This window comes from Lactivibrio alcoholicus, assembly GCF_055390895.1.
Window position 1 is genome coordinate 2,837,642 of record NZ_AP042471.1, and the last position, 17,166, is coordinate 2,854,807.

General features: G+C 57.2%; 14 protein-coding genes, 1 pseudogene and 1 CRISPR repeat array (1 of these 16 running past the window's edge). Of the genes and pseudogenes, 14 read left to right on the forward strand and 1 reads right to left on the reverse strand.

Annotation, left to right across the window (positions count from 1 at the left end; genetic code table 11):
• Positions 1–41: 41 nt before the first annotated feature.
• Positions 42–2,570 (reverse strand): HD domain-containing protein, encoded by a 2,529-nt coding sequence (locus ACZ5IU_RS12975; RefSeq protein ID WP_464417993.1) that lies wholly within the window; start codon positions 2,568–2,570, stop codon positions 42–44.
• A gap of 150 nt (positions 2,571–2,720) precedes the next feature.
• On the opposite strand from ACZ5IU_RS12975, the gene ACZ5IU_RS12980 reads away from it, so the two are divergent.
• The 14 genes and pseudogenes from ACZ5IU_RS12980 to cas2 (ACZ5IU_RS13045) all read left to right on the forward strand — a co-directional run bounded on the left by ACZ5IU_RS12980 (position 2,721) and on the right by cas2 (ACZ5IU_RS13045) (position 15,727).
• Positions 2,721–5,294, forward strand: coding sequence for a DEAD/DEAH box helicase (locus tag ACZ5IU_RS12980; RefSeq protein WP_464417995.1), 2,574 nt, complete (start codon positions 2,721–2,723; stop codon positions 5,292–5,294).
• A gap of 305 nt (positions 5,295–5,599) precedes the next feature.
• Positions 5,600–6,022 (forward strand): annotated as a pseudogene (gene cmr1, locus ACZ5IU_RS12985) (type III-B CRISPR module RAMP protein Cmr1); the annotation flags it as partial.
• Between the two features lie 276 nt (positions 6,023–6,298).
• A complete protein-coding gene (locus ACZ5IU_RS12990; RefSeq protein WP_464421990.1) occupies positions 6,299–6,793 on the forward strand; it encodes a hypothetical protein in 495 nt (164 codons plus the stop codon).
• Entirely contained in the window at positions 6,790–8,577 is a 1,788-nt protein-coding gene (gene cas10, locus ACZ5IU_RS12995) for a type III-B CRISPR-associated protein Cas10/Cmr2 (RefSeq protein WP_464417997.1), read from the forward strand. The genes ACZ5IU_RS12990 and cas10 overlap by 4 nt, the downstream gene beginning before the upstream one ends.
• Positions 8,552–9,739 carry a type III-B CRISPR module-associated Cmr3 family protein gene (locus ACZ5IU_RS13000; protein ID WP_464417999.1) on the forward strand — a complete coding sequence of 396 codons (1,188 nt, stop codon included), beginning with the start codon at positions 8,552–8,554 and terminating at the stop codon, positions 9,737–9,739. Before cas10 ends, ACZ5IU_RS13000 begins: the two co-directional genes overlap by 26 nt.
• Before the next feature lie 31 nt (positions 9,740–9,770).
• Positions 9,771–10,667, forward strand: coding sequence for a type III-B CRISPR module RAMP protein Cmr4 (gene cmr4 / locus ACZ5IU_RS13005; protein WP_464418001.1), 897 nt, complete (start codon positions 9,771–9,773; stop codon positions 10,665–10,667).
• Positions 10,657–11,043 carry a type III-B CRISPR module-associated protein Cmr5 gene (gene cmr5, locus ACZ5IU_RS13010; RefSeq protein WP_464418003.1) on the forward strand — a complete coding sequence of 129 codons (387 nt, stop codon included), beginning with the start codon at positions 10,657–10,659 and terminating at the stop codon, positions 11,041–11,043. The genes cmr4 and cmr5 overlap by 11 nt, the downstream gene beginning before the upstream one ends.
• Positions 11,036–12,127 (forward strand): type III-B CRISPR module RAMP protein Cmr6, encoded by a 1,092-nt coding sequence (gene cmr6 / locus ACZ5IU_RS13015; RefSeq protein WP_464418005.1) that lies wholly within the window; start codon positions 11,036–11,038, stop codon positions 12,125–12,127. The genes cmr5 and cmr6 overlap by 8 nt, the downstream gene beginning before the upstream one ends.
• A 7-nt stretch (positions 12,128–12,134) precedes the next feature.
• The gene (gene cas6, locus ACZ5IU_RS13020) at positions 12,135–12,893 is read left to right on the forward strand and encodes a CRISPR-associated endoribonuclease Cas6 (RefSeq protein ID WP_464418007.1); all 759 of its coding nucleotides are present in this window, start codon (positions 12,135–12,137) and stop codon (positions 12,891–12,893) included.
• A gap of 103 nt (positions 12,894–12,996) precedes the next feature.
• The gene (locus ACZ5IU_RS13025) at positions 12,997–13,884 is read left to right on the forward strand and encodes a CRISPR-associated endonuclease Cas1 (protein ID WP_464418009.1); all 888 of its coding nucleotides are present in this window, start codon (positions 12,997–12,999) and stop codon (positions 13,882–13,884) included.
• Positions 13,874–14,374, forward strand: coding sequence for a hypothetical protein (locus ACZ5IU_RS13030; RefSeq protein WP_464418011.1), 501 nt, complete (start codon positions 13,874–13,876; stop codon positions 14,372–14,374). The genes ACZ5IU_RS13025 and ACZ5IU_RS13030 overlap by 11 nt, the downstream gene beginning before the upstream one ends.
• Positions 14,375–14,487: 113 nt before the next feature.
• The gene (gene cas1 / locus ACZ5IU_RS13035) at positions 14,488–15,171 is read left to right on the forward strand and encodes a CRISPR-associated endonuclease Cas1 (protein ID WP_464418013.1); all 684 of its coding nucleotides are present in this window, start codon (positions 14,488–14,490) and stop codon (positions 15,169–15,171) included.
• 14 nt (positions 15,172–15,185) lie between these two features.
• Positions 15,186–15,449: a CRISPR-associated endonuclease Cas2 gene (cas2, locus tag ACZ5IU_RS13040; RefSeq protein ID WP_464418015.1), complete on the forward strand. Its 264-nt coding sequence runs from the start codon at positions 15,186–15,188 to the stop codon at positions 15,447–15,449.
• Positions 15,446–15,727 carry a CRISPR-associated endonuclease Cas2 gene (gene cas2, locus ACZ5IU_RS13045; protein ID WP_464418017.1) on the forward strand — a complete coding sequence of 94 codons (282 nt, stop codon included), beginning with the start codon at positions 15,446–15,448 and terminating at the stop codon, positions 15,725–15,727. The genes cas2 (ACZ5IU_RS13040) and cas2 (ACZ5IU_RS13045) overlap by 4 nt, the downstream gene beginning before the upstream one ends.
• A 241-nt stretch (positions 15,728–15,968) precedes the next feature.
• Positions 15,969–17,166: direct repeats of the CRISPR family, unit length 30 nt; unit sequence GTTCAAATCGAACCGTATCGGGGTTGAAAC (it continues 2,956 nt past the right edge of the window).

Sequence of the window (17,166 nt, forward strand, 5' to 3'; positions counted from 1 at the left end):
AGAGTCGTTCCATCCTGTCGAGAAACGGACGGATGCGATTGTCAATGAATGATTGAGCCATCATTTTCTTCCGTTCGGAGCTTGCCCGATGAGGACGCGACATCAACTTTCACCGTAAGATTGCCTAATAAAATATGAGAAACCTTGTCGTATTCATTCTGGATGTCTTTCCGGATGTCTTTCAGTTTGTCGTCCCGAAGCGACTGAAACTCCTTCCTGGAATCCCCTCCTGTTTCTTGCGGGAAGATCGTCATCACGACGCTGTTTTCTGTGTCGCCCGGAACGGGGAGCACTGTGCTCACGAGGCGGTGCTTGTCGAAGTGAAGAAACTGTTCCCATTTGAACGCGACCCGGTTCGCGAGCGAAAGGGCATGGAAGAGTTTCGGCGAATGATTCTCCATCAGTCGCATGCCGCCCGCCGTCTTTTTGAGAGCGTCAAGAGCCTCAAACACCTTCGGGTAAATTCCTTTGATTGTCTCTCCGAAGGCATCAAGAAATTCTTTTTCATTTTCGGAGTTATTCCCGAAGAGTCGTTCTCCGGTTTGTGTGACTTCAAGACAGGTTTTCTCGAGAGAATCCGGAAGAGTTCCCTTCAGTCCGGCAAGACGGTTTCCAAGATGCCGCGCCTCAAGAAGCGTGCGCCGCTTCCGCGCGTCGAAATACACGGCATCGACGGTTCGGTCCACTTGAACGTCGCAACCGTCGATTATCCGCAACAATGCGGCCGCAATCAAGACTTTATTCACTGATAGATTGTATATATATTCTGAGGCGCAAGTTTTCTCCAGAGGGCTCAATGTCGTTTCAAAGCTCTCTTCGTACAGGAAGCGACCGACGCTTTGGATCGCTCTATTTGGCTGGGCCACGCCATCATTCTCCAGCTTTGTATAGCCTCTGTGATACGAGCATACCAACGGGACGAGCTTCTTGAGAAAACCGACATCAAGAGCGGCTTCCTCCGACCCTTTGGAATCGAAAAGGTCGTCCGCGAATTCGAGGATCATGTCGCGGGAAAGGATGTGATGCACTTCTCGAACCGCAGAGGGGAAGAGTCCGAGCGGGAAGGCACCCGACCCGTCTTTTCGGACCGGGAAACTCACCGCCGTATGTCCGATATCGTGAAGGTAGATGCACGCAATGAAAAGCGCCAATACTTTCGGTTCAAACATGCCAAGTTTCTCCAGAGTATCCGGGACGCAGCGGAAAAGATTCCCCGCGACCTCCATGAGGCGCTTGGAATGTCTTCGGCTGTGTTCGACGGTTTCCGGTATCTGGTCGCCGAGCCACAGCTCCGACCAGTTGCCGGCGATTCGCTTCTGAAGATACTCGGCATAGCGGCGACCTTCGCTCCCGCAATCGCGCAGCTTTCCAAGAAGAAAACGGCCGTGTCCGCCTTCGTACTCGCGTTTCTTTCCGTGGCGCTCGAGAAGCGTTTTCGTGAGACCGCCGAAAGAAGGCTTCCTCTCATCGGTCAGAAGGCTGTGCATCCATGGCGGAAGGGATCCCGCGCATTTTTCGAGAAATCCTTCAACCTCCGGTCCTCCTGCATGCAGCGCCTTGAGGACATTCATCTCCTCGTCGAGTTCGGAAATTGCGTAGGAAACCGGCAAGGCTGCCAGCTCGACAGACCGGGAATCCTCGGCTTCAAACGAGTAAATGGCGGGAAGCTCGTGAAGTTGCGCGTAGAGAACCGAATACGCGGCGAGTCCTTTATAGCCCCCCGAAGTGTTGATGATCACCTCTTCGTCATTCTTTCGCGCCTCTTCGAGATAAAAATCGAACCTCTCGAACAGTTCCGAGACGCTCTTCAGGAATGACTGGCGATCGTTCACCTTGATAGCGAGTTCCTCGATCTCGATTGGATTTTTCTCTGCAAGAGAGGATCGGAAGAAGTTGTTTGTTCTCTCCGGACCGAGAAGAAGCTGAAGATAGAGTCCGGCGAGTTCCGCCGTTTTTCTGGACATCAAGGCTTCCGAATGGAAAAAGACGAAACGCAACGAGAGGGGGTGAGAGAAAGCATCTTTGTCTTCAAGATCCGCCAGCCATCGGACAGTGCTCTGCAACTCTGCCGTCGGATACCGCTTCGCCCTGACGTGACCGCTCGAATCCTCTGGGACGCCGCGATAGATGAGCTCCCAGGACGCTTTCGAACGTGGATTCAGATACCCCGATAAGAAGGGATATGCCTGCGTATCAACGTTTTCCCGTTGGAAAAGAGCCGCCGATTCAGGCTTGGACAACGTTTCAGTCGCCTCTTTCGTTTTTGTGTCATTCCTGTCCAGGTTTCCACCAAGTGACGTTCCGACTGGACACAGCATGCACACCTTTCTCGTCCCCGACACACAACCGCCCCCTTCACATCTCGTTCCTTCACCGAATGAATTATTAAATAGAAGGCATACTCTTGATCCAAGTATACCCCTTTGTGAGAAAAGGGACACCGACATAACCTGTCGTCTGAAAAGCGTACTCTTTGTACGGAAAGGAGTGAGGCTCATGGGGAAGCCCATGTGCAAGCAGGATTCATGGATGTACACCGCGTCGACGAGGCGCGCCCGCCTGAAGGTCAAGCGCGCGGCCTCGAAGGGGCATCGTCGCAATGCCGGGCAAATCATCAGGGAATATCGGCGCAAAAGTCAGTAACGCGCGCCGCGGGCAGGAAAGCGTCCGAGCGGAATGAGGTGATATGGCGCAACAATCTCAGAAAGGAGGCGTTACGAATGACGATGAATCAGTTCGTCCGAACAGCGCTTGAAGAGGCTGGGATTCCGGTCATCGAGGAGGCGGGTCTTTCTCCGAAAGCCCCCTCATTCGCTCCGATTCCCGCGCTTCATCCTCTTGTTCGGGAAGCGTTGTCGCGGGAATACCCCGACGGGCTGTATTCGCATCAGAGCGCGGCCATCGAAGCCGGGCTCAACGGCCGGAATGTGTGTATCTCGACCGGAACGGCGTCGGGAAAGACGCTGGTCTTCACGGCCCTTGCCACGTCGATGCTTCTCAGAAACCGTCAATCGACGGCAATCGCCCTGTACCCGATGCGGGCGCTTCTGCACGACCAGGCTATTAAATGGCGGTCCGCCGTCGAGGGCGCGGGGCTCGACGTCCAGATCATCGACGGAAGCGTTCCGGTGCGGGAGCGGAAGAGACGCCTTCAAAAGGCGCGAATCCTCCTCATGACCCCCGATGTGCTCCATGCCTGGCTTCTTCCCGCTGCGGGCGAGCCGGAAGCCGGCGCCTTTCTTCGCAACGCGGGACTGGTCATCCTCGATGAAGCTCATATCTACGACGGCGTTTTCGGAACCAACATGGCCTATCTCGTCCGCAGATTCCGGGCGCTCGCCGGGGAGAAGCAGATTATCGCCGGCACGGCGACCATCGAAGCGCCGGAAAGCTTCCTCAGGCAGCTCACGGGACTCTCGTTCGACGTGATCGGCCCGGAGGATGACGGGGCCCGAACATACGGGAAGACAATCCTCCTCTGCCCGGGGGCGTCGAGAAGCGCCGCGGTGCGTGAGTTTCTGAGGCGGATCGCGAGCGGCGACGAATCCGGCGACACCGGACGATTCATCGTCTTCACCGATTCCAGAAAGAGAGTCGAGGAGCTTGTTTCCGAAACCCGAACGCCGTTGTATCCTGTTGACTCGGCCGAAGCCTCCGAGAACTGCCCCGGTGACGGAGAACCCGGGGACGGAGAGAACGAAGACACGGCGAACGGCGCCGAGTGTATCGAACAACCGGGCGTTCTGCCCTACAGATCCGGCTACGAAGACGAGTGCCGTTCCGAAATCCAGCAGGCGTTGATGCAGGGGCGCCTGAGGGGCGTCGTGTCGACGAGCGCGCTGGAACTGGGAATCGACATCGGAGACATCGCTCTCGTCGTCATGATAGGGGCGCCATCGTCGGCCCAGTCCTTTCTTCAGAGGGCCGGAAGAGCCGGGCGCCACTGCCCCGGACTCATCGTCGTGATCGATACGGACGACCGGGTCGCGCGGATAGGGCTCCGGCAATACCTCGACCGTCCCCTGTCGCCGAACTGGCTCTACCTGGACAATGAATTCATCCGGTACGCAAACGTCCTGTGCGCGGCCGAAGAAAGCAAAAATCCGGCGACGGACGCCTATTCCGACGCGCCGTTCTCTGATCTCAACGAGGCCTTCCGCGACCTGCTCGAAAACGAGCGTCACCCGGTATCGCCGATACCGCTGGATCTGTATCCCCTCAAACAGCAGGCTTCCGAAAGCCCGCACCACGCGTTTCCGCTGCGGACGTGCGTCGAAAGAAACTACCAGGTCGCGCTCGCGGGAGGGAACATGGGATCCCTCACCTATTCGCAGGTTCTTCGCGAAGGGTATCCCGGCGCGATCTATCGCTACCTCGCGAAACCCTACCGCGTGAACCGGATCATGCACGGCGCCGGACAGATCAGCGTTCGCGCCACGCGGACCATCGCGCGAACGACGGCCAAAACCCAGAAAGCGGTCTTCCCGTCGTTTCCGGATCCCTACGTCTTGCTGAAGTCCGATTCGGCCTTCGTCTGCGAAAGCAACATCCAGGTTTCAGAACGGGTTGTCGGTTTTCGCGAAACCATCGGGCGAAAACTGATCCGTGACGAAAACTACGGGACAGCCAGCAGCTACTCCCAAACGCCGCTGAATCGTTTCCTCCACACGACCGGCGTGACATTCTCCTTTCCGGAAGAAATCATGCGCGATCACGTCGGGCGCTATGTGTGCGACGCCTTTTGCGCCATTTGTCAAATCAGGGAAGGAGACGTCGGTTGGGGAAGTTTCTTCGGCAATTCGTCGCCGCTCGGCGTGGGGCGCCCCGTCCGCGGCTTTTCGATCTACGATTCCGCTTTTGGATCCATGCGGCTCACCAAGCAGATTCCCTCGCGCCTGGAGGAAATCTTCGACGAAGCGGGGCGGCTTGCCGAAAAGAACGACGCTCCGGCCATCGCACGGAGCATCCTCGAAATGAAAACAGAAATCCCGTTGCTTCACGAAGCCACGGGACAAAACGAATATACCGAAGAATCTTTCGAAGGAAGCGACGAAAACGAATGGGTCCGCGTCGTGGCCCCGGGTGAACTCGCGTTGCTTCACGACGGCGTCACGCATATCTATGAAGACGTCCGCGTAATGTCGTACGCATATACTCCCAAAGGAATCATATATACGCTGGAGCCGAAACGGGAGGGGGTTCGCTGGACAGTTCCTTGGAATATCGTCATCCCCTCTGCGGATACAAAGATGCTGCACTATAACGTCAACACCGGCGAAAGCAGGGAAGCGTAGACATCGAAGCGCCGAATTTAATAATTGGAAATAGGACGAAAGCCTTCATTTCAATAGTACTGGAGGCGGAGTATAATTCAAAAGAAAATGTAAAGAAACGCCTGTGTGCGAAGGAACACCTCGCACACAGGAGTCGCAATAGACGAGAATCATTTAATGAAAGGTCAGGAAACTCAAATTTGAAAGGAGTGACCATGGTGCCGAGAAAGATCGCGTGTGAAGCACCGAGTGCTCCAGGCGGAGAGAACGCTGTCATTCCGCTTGGGAGGCGGGAAGAGACCTATCGCGTCGAAGTGGTGACCCCGATGTTCGGCGGCGTCTTCCCGGGGATTCCGGACGACGTGACCCCGGTGCGAGTCAGTTCCATACGGGGACAACTGCGGTTCTGGTGGCGGGCGACGCGAGGGTGTGTGTTCCCGGATGCCGTGCGACTGGCCGAACGGGAAGGCGCGATATGGGGAACGACGGAAGAGCCGAGCAAAGTCTCAGTCTCCGTGACTCTGATCTCAAAAGGGGAAAAAGAACGATGCGCCGATCGTATCCCTGGGAAGAAGTTACCTTACGTGAAAGCGAAGTATCACGGTGGGTATGTTACATTCCCATTTCATGGGAGCGAGAAGGACGGCAATAATATCCCAATCAGAGAAGCGTGGACGAATCTTGTCTTCGACCTTCGAATTTCCTGCCCGAACGACGTCTGGAACGATGTCGAAGCCGCGCTCTGGGCGTGGTGCAACTTCGGAGGACTCGGCGCCCGGACGCGGCGCGGCTGCGGGGCCGTCTTCTGCGAAGACTTCGCTCCCAAAGACGCCTCGGAACTTTCGTCAAAAATGAAGACGTACCGCCACGCGGCGGATGGTCCCGTTCATGCCTGGCCGGAGCTTTTCACCGCGATCCTTCTCAAAGAGAACGGCGCACCGGGTGCTATCCCTTCCTGGAATGACTCGATTCGCCTGTTACAGACATTCCGGCAAGGACCTGAAGTCGGCAGGAATTCCGGTGACATGCTGAACCGTCCCGGGCGGTCGAGGTGGCCGGAGCCTGAAACGATTCGTGCGGTCACGCGCAAACGGGATCAGATACATGCAAGGATGGCCGCAATTCCCGAGGACGGGTTCCCGAGAGCGGCATTTGGGTTGCCCATCATATTTCACTTCCAGTCCAGAACGGATCCTCAGGACACGCAACTGCTTCCTCTCGTCTCAGGTGCGGCCGGAAACAGAATGGCAAGCCCGATGATTCTGCGCCCGCTCCTCTTCAAGGGGAGGCGGGCCGCGGCAATGATTCTCCAACTCCGGACACCGCGGCTTGAATCGGTCGCCCTCGGACCGAAGGTGTTCAAGAGGGATGGGATAGTCCACGAGCGTTTTGCCTCGTATCCGAAGTCCCCGCTCGGCGCCCCGCTTGGGAAAAACGTAAAACGTTCCCCCGGTGGTTCGGCTATCGAAGGCTTTCTGTCCTTCGCAAAGGAAAACGGCTTTCAGGAGGTGAAACCATGAAACAGAGCCTCATTGCGATTTCCATCGGCCCGGTGCAGGACTTCATCAAGTCCGCCCGCCGGACGCGGGATCTGTGGTTCGGCTCCCACATGCTCTCGGAAATTGCGAAGGACGCGGCCCGCGCCGTGAAAGAAGCCGGCGGAAAGCTGATCTTCCCGAACCCGGCGGCTTCCGGCGATCTCGCGCCGGATTCGGATTTCACCGTTGCGAACGTCATCCTCGCCGAAACCGGAGACCCGGAAGAAGCGGCAAAAAGAGCGGAAGCCGCGGCGCAGGGTCGCTGGCTGGAATTCGCCGAGGAAGCCCGGAAGAAAGCGGGAAATATGATCCGCGACGACGTCTGGGACAAACAGCTTTCGGATGTCGTCGAATTTTACGCCGCGTGGGCGACGGTCGAAAACGGGGAATACAAGGACGCCCGCAACAGGGTCATGCGTCTGCTTGCCGCGCGGAAGAACTGTCGCGACTTCGCGCCCTTCCTTGGGCAGGCCGGACTGCCGAAATCGTCGCTTGACGGTCTGCGCGAGACGGTTCTGAAAGAAAACGCCCGCTCGACAGGCGCGTTGCGCATCAAACCCGGTGAATCCCTGTGCGCCGTGGGCGTGACCAAACGGGCGGCGGGAAAGGGGTATTTCCCGTCTGTTTCCCGCGTCGCCGTCGATCCGTGGATCCGCGGACTGAAGGCTGAATCCGCCGCCTGGAACGAAATCGAAGCGATCAAGGAGCAGTGCGACGCACTTGTGCGGCTTGGAGCGCTGTCGCGAGTGCGCGTGGATGGCGGGCTCTTCGAAGAATTCCCCTATGAGGGAACGGCGCTCTATCTCGACAGGCTCGTGAGCATCGGAAAGGAAGCGCCGGTCGGAAGCGATGTGAACGATATCCTCGAAAAGATCCGGGGAAGCCTTTTGACACTGCAGAAAAAGAAGTTCGGCGCTCCCTCCCCCTACTTCGTCGTCCTCTGCGCCGACGGCGACAAAATGGGCAAGGCGATATCGGAAGCAGAGTCTCCGGATGAGCACCGTGCGATCTCACTGGCGTTGTCGGAGTTTGCGTCGAGTGCGAGGACGATAGTCAGAAACCACAGAGGTGTCTGCGTCTACACCGGAGGGGACGACGTCCTCGCCTTCCTGCCGTGCGATACGGCCCTACCCTGCGCGCGAGAGCTTCACGACGACTTTGGGAAAATGCTGCAAAATGCGTGCCCCAAGCAGGGCGTTTCGGACAGTCCGACGCTATCGGTGGGCATCGCGATCGGTCACGCGCTCGAAGACCTCGCCGATCTCCTCGAATGGGGACGGGATGCGGAGCGCCGTGCGAAGGCGGACGGAAGAAAGGACGTGGAACGCGACGGCCTTGCGGTTGTCGTCCGCTCCCGGGGCGGTTCGGCGCAATTCGTGCGGGAACGGTGGAGCGTTGCCGGTGCGGAGAACGGGAGTCGCCCGATTGACGAAAGGCTGCGTTTCTGGGCCGATGCCTACGCGAATGGCGAGCTTCCGTTCAAATTCGGCTACGAGTTGCGATTGACAGCGGCGTTTTACGCAAACTGGACGGACGAAAACGCGTGCACGAGTGCGCTTCGGAAAGACCTCGCGCGAATCTTCGAGCGGAAGGAAATCTCGATCCCGAATAAGGATGCCGTCCTCGAAGAGATCGTGCAGCGCGTGTCATCTGCGAAAGACCTGGAGCGTCTGGCCGACGAACTCATCATCGGCCAGTGGATCTCCGAAAGCATCGGAAAGGCAAAAGGAGGGAGCACCAGTGCATCTGACGATCACACCGCATGACCCCCTCGTCGCGCGTGATGCCCGGAGTTTCGGCGAGGGAAACGGCGCGCGCACGATGGAATGGTTCAATCCCTCCGTGGGAGCCGGATCGCTGCGCTCGTTGCTCGGCAAGCTCGGCGGAGGATTCGACCCCGCAATGATCGCGAAACTCAAGGACATCACAGTACGCGGCCCGTTCCCGATGGAAGGGAAGGACATGTTCGTTCATTTCCCGCTGGATTTCGTTGCTCGAAAGGACGACGGAAAGATCTTTCCCCTGCGCCCCGGGGACGATCTTCGGGAAGGTGAGGGGACCAATCTCCCCGGAGGCATTCGTCTCTGCTTCCCCAAAGGACTTGGAACGGACGAACCCGATTTCAAGCCCTTGAAGCCGCCCCTTTTCTGGTCGCTTGACAGAATGGCCAAGTGGCTGACGGAAGAGACATTCGGAAACGACTTTGCCTCATCCTGGAAATCGAACGACGGAAAAGAAAGCGGCATGTTGAAGGATGGATTCCTCAGATCCTTGGAACAAGACGGCAGAACGCACGTGAAAATCGACCCCGAAAGCGGGGCGAGCAGTGAAGGGATGCTCTTTACGACATCGGGGCTGACCTTCGTTTGCAAAGCCGGGGAAGAACTGCGGCCGTTGCGCATGGCGATGGACGCCCGGACCGGGGACGGGTTCCTGAACGAGCGGCTCAAGGGACTCGGCGATCACCATCCGATGGGCAGCGAACGGCGACTCGCCCATTGGAAACGGGACGGCGACCATGATGCGCTCTGGGAGTGTCCTCCGGACGTTCGGAAACATCTTCCTCAAACGAAACGGGTACGCATGATCCTCGCCTCGCCGGCGCCCTTCGAAAAAGGATGGCTCCCCGGCTGGCTTTGCGAACGCGACGGGGCGTATTTCGGAACGCCTCCCGGGGGGAATGTCGAGCTGCGGCTGGTTTCGGCGGTCGTCAACCGCTGGCAGCCGATTTCCGGATGGAGCATCGAGCGCGGCAAGCCGCAGGGGCCGAAAGCGCTTCGACGCATGGCTCCCGCCGGAAGCGTCTATTTCTTAGAAGTCGGAAAGGGAGATCCGGCGACGTTGTCGGATCTTTGGCTGAAATCCGTTTGCGACGATGCACAGGATCGGCAGGACGGTTTTGGGCTGACTCTCTGGGGAACCTGGTAACACACATTCGACAAGGAGTGATGAGCGAATCATGAAAAAGAACGAACGCACCTATTGGCTGCATGCGGTAACCCCGCTCCACGTCGGCGCAGGCCGGGGAGTGGGATACATCGATCTTCCGATCATGCGCGAAAAGATCACCAACTGGCCTTTTGTACCGGGTTCGGCGATCAAGGGCGTCCTTGCCGACAACTTCGGCGCGTCCGACCAGAACGAACGCGAAAAAGATCCGGATAAGGTCCGGGCTTTCGGCAAGGCCGGGGACGAAGGCAATTCGGGCTCCCTTGTCTTCACCGACGCCAGGATACTCTGCCTTCCGATCCGCAGCTTCGCCGGGGCCTTCGCATGGGTAACTTCACCATTATGTCTTGCGAGGCTTGCGCGCGACAACGGGGACGAAACCGCAGCGCCGAAAAACGGAAAACGCGAAGAAGCGATAATCGTCTCGAAAGACAGCTCCATTGCGCTCGACGGAAAGGTCTATCTCGAAGAACTGGACTTCACGGCGCTTCCCTCCCAGGAAGCGGACGCCTGGGCTGATCGCATCGCCTCATTCGTCTTTGGAGGGGATACGGACTGGAAGAAGACATTCAGGGATCGTTTCGTGATCGTTCATGACGACGTCTTTTCATTCCTGTGCGAAACGGGAACGGAAGTCGCGGCCAGAGTGCGGATCGATGACGAGAAAAAGACGGTGGCTCGCGGCGCCCTCTGGTACGAGGAGTCGCTGCCGACGGAGACGATCCTCGCCGGTCTTGTCTGGTGCGACAAAGTCTACGGAAAGGGCGACAAGGAAGACGCCGCCGCTGAAAAACTCCTCGCGACATTCTGCGGAAAACCGCTCGATCTTCAGATCGGAGGAAAAACGACGGTCGGCAAGGGACTCGTGCGATGCCTGTTCGGAGGAGGGGCGAATCGTGGCGAATAACGAACCCAAAAAGCAGGATGTGCTGCGGACCCGCGAGCAGCGGATGGCCGAAATTGCCTGCCGGTGCGTCGAAAAGCGAACCGGCAAGGATGCGGGCGATTACCTTTCCTTTGCGAATTCCTTTCCGTCGCTGGTTCATTCGTGCGGACTCGTCCAGGCTGTGGCCTTCGCCAAGGCGAAGGGGAAAGCCGTAATTCTTGAAGACATTTCAAGCGTATTGGGCAAACCGCTGGACGAATTGACGGTTCATGCGCGATCGAAGCCTCTTGCGGCGTACATGCTTTTGTCCCGGGAGGTTCTCGCAGCCGCCGGATGGGTGAAACGGTACGCACAGGCGCTGCTGAAGGAAGAGGAGGGAGCGGGGAAGAATGACTGAATGCTGCCGGGAAGCCGTCTCCGGCCTTGACCGGAGTGAATGCGCCAATGCCGGACTGTTGCTGGCGCGGTATCTTCGTGTTCCCGTCAATTCAAAACAGGCAGATGATGCGAACGTCCGAGAAAAAGACCTGCACGCTATAGAGAGAAAAAAGCTGTTCAAAAACGTCTGCACCGCCTCCCGGCAAATGGACACACTCTACAAACAGGCATTCGCACGTCGCAAAAAGTGCATCGAGACATCGAAAACGCGAACGCTCCACGGGGTTTTCGAGACCGAAGGCCGCATGGTGATCGGACTCGGCGGGGAAAACGTCCTCGAAACGGGACTGACGCTGGAACATACGTATGGGACGCCGATCATCCCCGGAAGTGCGCTCAAGGGGCTTGCGTCGCACTACTGTTCCCAGGTCTGGGGGCCGCAGAATCCCGACTTTTTAATCCATAACGGCAAAGGGGCGGCAAAACAGGCGGGAGAGTTTGCGAAAATCCTGTTCGGCGACGCGGACGGAGCCGGTTTCATCACATTTTACGACGGTTGGATCACGCCGCAGAGCGTTGCGCAACAGACTTCGGGCTTGATGAAAGACGTCATGACGCCGCATCACGGAGACTATTATTCGTCGAAAGGCAAGAGCGCCCCGACGGATTACGACGATCCCAACCCGGTTCTCTTCCTTACGGTGACGGGCCAGTTCCATATCGCCGTTTCCTGTTCTGAAGCGAGCGACAACGGAAGCCGTTGGGCTGCGCTGGCGTTCCGAATTCTCAAAGAAGCCCTTTCATCCTGGGGCGTCGGCGGCAAGACTCTTGCGGGATATGGGCGTATGAAGCTTGTCGGGGATACAAAAGAATCCGGTGGTTGCTGCGATGCTTCCGAAGCCGAAAAGACTATTGAAGTCACCATGAACGGGTTCAATAATAAGGGCAATCCCATACTCAAGACGGGAGGCAACATACGATGCGTTCTGCCCCCGGGGGAAGTCATCGAGCCGACGATGAAAAAGGGCGAGATCCGGCAATTCCGGATTCTCGAGATCAGGCCAAAAGAAGTGTATCTGGTTACGTCAAAGAAACTCACGTAACCCGCCCATGCGACTTTCGATAACTTTCGGCATCGGCGAAGGCTCGACGATCCCCGTCAACTACAACCACCTTCTCGTCGGCCTGATATACGGAATCCTCGAAAACGCCGCGCCCGAGTGGAGCAAGGTGCTACACGATCACGGACACTGGAGTTCGGACGACCGCCCGTTCAAACTTTTTACGTTCAGCCAGTTGCGGGGCGGCCCGGGAACGACGAAGGTCGAAAACGGGAGGCTGGTTTTCGTAACAAAACGGCTGGAGTGGAAATTCGCGTCCCCTGCCGACCGAACAGCGGAAATGCTGGCTCACGGACTGCTCGACGCGCAGACGGTCACGATCGGAAGGATGCGGGCCAGGGTCGAATCGGTGAGCACGGACCGGGAGCAGGACTTTTCCGGGGGCAGAAAACGCTTCGTCGCCATATCTCCGCTTGTGGCGAGCGTCAGCGACCCCGTCCTGCGTCACCGGTATCTTTCGCCGGACACGGACGGATTCTGGAAGGTCATCGGTGAAAATCTGGCGCGCAAATGGGAGTCATTCACCGGCGAGCACCCAAAGAACGAGTGCATATTTCACCCAGACATTGCATATATACAGCGGAGAAGAACGAGTAAAGCCATCACCATCAAACCGGGGGAAATCGTCATCGGACACATGGTTCCCTTTGAAGCGGAGGGCGACCCGGAGATCCTGCGATTCGCCTACGAAACGGGATTCGGCTCCAGAAACAGCATGGGATTCGGAATGGTGAACATCGCGCATTGATACAATCGATCACAGTTCGGAACACGTGAAGGGCGCAGTCTCCCGGAGGCTGCGCCCTTCGTATTCCTGCGGAGAAAACGATCTGCGAGGGGAGGAATCGCGAATGCCGCGTCTGATATGTATCACCCGGCCGTCGCACTTGTGTCGCAAGAACGGGACGATAGAAATCCGCGAAAAGGGGCAGCCGCGCGGGGAACTGATCCCGGTGCTGCAAATATCGGAAATATTCGCCTTCGGAGAGGTCGAGCCCGATCCTGCGCTTCTCTCGCTGTTGTCCCAATACTCCATCCCGCTGCACGGGTTCGAAAACGGCATCTATCAGGAAAGCTGGATGCCCTATTCCGGAGTCGTCTCGGGAAAAGCGAACGTGGAACAGATCCTCACGCTCGAAGATCCCGAAAGGAGATGGAAAATAGCGAAGGAAATCCTCCGTGGCGGCGCACGCTTGCGCACGGCAATCGCCCGTCTGCGAAACCCGGGAAAGGCCGACGCGTGGGAAGACGCCTATCTCAAAATCCTCAGCGCAACCTACGTCGGCGGACTCGAAAGCACGCGAACATCGGTCGAACGCTTCCGATTGCTGGACGCGCAGCGCCGACTGGAGGAAGGGTGGAACAAGGAATCGCTCGACATCGCGGTGAGCCTTGCGAGAGCCGTCGTCATGGGAGCCTTCGCCCGCCTCTCGCTTGACCCGTGGATCGGAGTGATTCACGAAGACGGCGTTCTGCCGCCGCTTGCGGAAGACCTCTTCTTCCTGCTCGAACCCATACTCATCGACACATGGAACATATTTCCCCCGGTCAAAGAATCCCCGATGTGCCGCGCGGAACGATTTCGAAGCCACATATCCCGGCCCGGGGCCAAAGACGGAGGGCGGACCTGGAGCCTTCGAGGTCTCGCCGTCCGCGAAGGATACGCGATCGTCGCCCATTGCATCGCCGGAACGCCGTACAGAGCGGTCAACCGCGTGGAGATTCCCCGTGCTGCTTGAGCAGGCGCTCGAAACCGGATTCGCGCTCTTCTGCCCGAGGGCGGTCGCCTGGTGGACCTGCGGAATCGTTCCCGAAGAGCGCACCGACCACATGCGCGAAATGCAGTGGCGGATGCAGGATGAAACGGCGGCGGAAACGGATGTCGAGCTGCCGCAGGAAGACATCTTCGACAGCGAGGCATTTCGGACGGAACGATGCGACCTCGTCCTTCGCGTCCTGCCCTGGCCCCCGGTCTCCGCATGGGTCGGCGCGATGCTCGCGTTGATGCTCGAAAAGGGCGAAACGCTCGGCATCCTCAGATGTGAAGAAACCGACATCGTTGTCCAGCGCACGGAAAAATCCGACGCGGCGATACGAACGGCGCTCGCCGGAAAACGGAGAATACCGAACGTCCGGACTTGCGCACGGTGCCCTTTCATGGATTGCTGCCGGGAAACAGGAGCGTTTGAAGAGGAGGATGAAGCGTATTGGAAAACGCAACAGAAGTAATCCACGGGTATCGCGGGCCATACTGCACGCTCCGATGGAAGGCAGGCGGCGACGTTGGGATCCGCAGCATACTCAGGCGCAGTCAGGTCCTTTGCGCCTCCGGATATATGCGGATGGGCTTCGCGCGCGCGATCGTTCGCGGAAAAATCGCCGCCCTGCAGGGGTACATACAATTCACGCGATGGAACAACGCAGCGCTTGCGCAGACACTACGAAACGCGCTCGAAAGCACGAACGCCGCCGCGAATGTCGACGATCTTCGCGGCATCGAGGGAGCCGCCAGCCGGAGATTCTACGAAGAGCTGCAAAAGCGTCTTCCGGAAAACCTTGGGTTTTCCGGAAGAAACCGTCGCCCCCCGAAAGATCCGGTGAACGCCGCGATATCCTACGGGAACAGCATCGTCTACGGACTCTGTGTTCCTCCGATCGCCGAATCGGGAATGAACCCGGCGATAGGATTCCTTCACGAACCGGGCGTTGGACGTCATTCGCTCGCGTTAGACTTCTCGGAACCGATAAAGCCGTTCCTCGTGGACTGCGCGATATGGAAACTCGTTGAAGACGGAACATTCACAACCGCTCTGACGACGGAGCAGCAGGGCGCGTGCTACCTGAACGGAGAGGGCAGAAAAGCCCTGAGGAAGATGATGACCGTCATGGCGCAGACGATACCTGGAGAAAACGGTGACCGGCAGGGATGGCCGCTCGGATTTCTCGGAGCGATGTCGAACCTTGCGAACCGTATCGTGAAAGACGTACTCGCCGGAGCGAGCACGGTCGACTGGACTCTCGAATAAAGGGGGAGAAAGGGATGTACTGTCTGTTGTTCTATGACGTCAACGTCAAAAGAGTGCAGAAGGTCCACCGGATGCTCTCCAAACGGATGTTCTGGATCCAGAACAGCACGTTCGAGGGGGAGATGTCCCAGACGCAGAAGCGGATTCTCACGAGGGACCTGACATCCATGCTCGATCCGGAAGAGGATTCGCTCGTATTCGCATGGACCGAAGCGTCGAACGCCTGGCGAAAGCAGCTTCTCGGACGGGACAAGGGAAGGGTGGACATCATCGCATGATCCTCGACGAAAACCTGAACTGCATCATCGTGTATGATGTTGAAGCCAAAAGGGACATGAAGATCCACAGGGAACTCTCGAAAGAACTCTACTGGATGCAGCGGAGCGTCTTCGGGGGAGACGTCGGGAAGGGAGCGTTCGCGAGGATAGAGTTCACACTGACGAGCATCATCAACCCCGCGAAGGACAGTGTTGTCCTGTACAAATTGCTGTACCCCTGGAACCTGACGATGGACTATTGGGGAAAGACGCCCGGGACGATGAGCCTCGTCGCCTAGTTACCGGCCGGGATCGTTCGGGAACGAAATACGGAATCGACGGGTCGGTCCGTGACTCGTCGATTCCGTATTCACTGAAAAATAATAAACATAGCATATTGAATCACAAGGAAGACTGGTGTCGTGAAAAGCCTTGGGGGAGCTGAAAATATCATGCTGGATATCGTTCATGAGAATGACACAATATTGTGAAAGAAAACATTTGTCCTGGAGCCGCATGGATGCTATACTCACAAGAACTGTTCAAATCGAACCGTATCGGGGTTGAAACCATACTGCTTTCTGCTCATTTCAACACCATCACTATCAACGTTCAAATCGAACCGTATCGGGGTTGAAACGCATTAGTTGCCTCTACATATTCTTCAGGGTTCCACAAGTTCAAATCGAACCGTATCGGGGTTGAAACCGTCCGCCTGTGATGGTTTGTGGCGAAGAAATGAGTTCAAATCGAACCGTATCGGGGTTGAAACTTGAGCAGAAAGAGACGTATCAGCATGACGTTCGGTTCAAATCGAACCGTATCGGGGTTGAAACTTGCCTGCTCCTGGGTGAAGTTGCCCTCCAGGTACTGGTTCAAATCGAACCGTATCGGGGTTGAAACCCTACCTGTCGATCCGCCCAACGGCAGTGCACGTACGTTCAAATCGAACCGTATCGGGGTTGAAACGACGATCATCTGTCCCTGTCTGCCTGATCTGGTAGTTCAAATCGAACCGTATCGGGGTTGAAACTCGATGCCGACATCAACATCAACATCAACATCAACGTTCAAATCGAACCGTATCGGGGTTGAAACTCCACCAACCTCGGAGGACGGGGCCCTCCACAGTTCAAATCGAACCGTATCGGGGTTGAAACTCGGCGGCGAACTTATTGAGCACCCATTCCTTCCGGGTTCAAATCGAACCGTATCGGGGTTGAAACGTTGGTGGCTGCAGGTTTGCCCACTGGAGTCGGCATTGGGTTCAAATCGAACCGTATCGGGGTTGAAACCCGTCGGCGGAGGCGTAGACCCCGAGGGGGAGTCCGGTTCAAATCGAACCGTATCGGGGTTGAAACACACTCTGTTGTCCCGCTTGCTCAGCGTGATGTGTTCAAATCGAACCGTATCGGGGTTGAAACGACCTCTGCCGCTGTTTCCTTGCAAACTGCTTTCCAGTTCAAATCGAACCGTATCGGGGTTGAAACAAGAAGGGGAGCCGAAGCCCCCCCCATACACTAGTTCAAATCGAACCGTATCGGGGTTGAAACGCAGAAATGCGATTCCATCTTCTACCGCACCTGGCCAGTTCAAATCGAACCGTATCGGGGTTGAAACATTGGGCAATACTTCGCTAACTGGTGTTATCCCAGTTCAAATCGAACCGTATCGGGGTTGAAACTCTTTGCGCGAAAGTTCGATGCCGTCGTCATCGATAAGTTCAAATCGAACCGTA

Coding starts and splice junctions, on each gene's coding strand:
- ACZ5IU_RS12980 (WP_464417995.1), top strand. CDS start 2,721: ATGACGATGAATCAGTTCGTCCGAACAGCGCTTGAAGAGGCTGGGATT.
- ACZ5IU_RS12990 (WP_464421990.1), top strand. CDS start 6,299: ATGCTGAACCGTCCCGGGCGGTCGAGGTGGCCGGAGCCTGAAACGATT.
- cas10 (WP_464417997.1), top strand. CDS start 6,790: ATGAAACAGAGCCTCATTGCGATTTCCATCGGCCCGGTGCAGGACTTC.
- cmr4 (WP_464418001.1), top strand. CDS start 9,771: ATGAAAAAGAACGAACGCACCTATTGGCTGCATGCGGTAACCCCGCTC.
- cmr6 (WP_464418005.1), top strand. CDS start 11,036: ATGACTGAATGCTGCCGGGAAGCCGTCTCCGGCCTTGACCGGAGTGAA.
- cas6 (WP_464418007.1), top strand. CDS start 12,135: ATGCGACTTTCGATAACTTTCGGCATCGGCGAAGGCTCGACGATCCCC.
- ACZ5IU_RS13025 (WP_464418009.1), top strand. CDS start 12,997: ATGCCGCGTCTGATATGTATCACCCGGCCGTCGCACTTGTGTCGCAAG.
- cas1 (WP_464418013.1), top strand. CDS start 14,488: ATGGGCTTCGCGCGCGCGATCGTTCGCGGAAAAATCGCCGCCCTGCAG.
- cas2 (WP_464418015.1), top strand. CDS start 15,186: ATGTACTGTCTGTTGTTCTATGACGTCAACGTCAAAAGAGTGCAGAAG.
- cas2 (WP_464418017.1), top strand. CDS start 15,446: ATGATCCTCGACGAAAACCTGAACTGCATCATCGTGTATGATGTTGAA.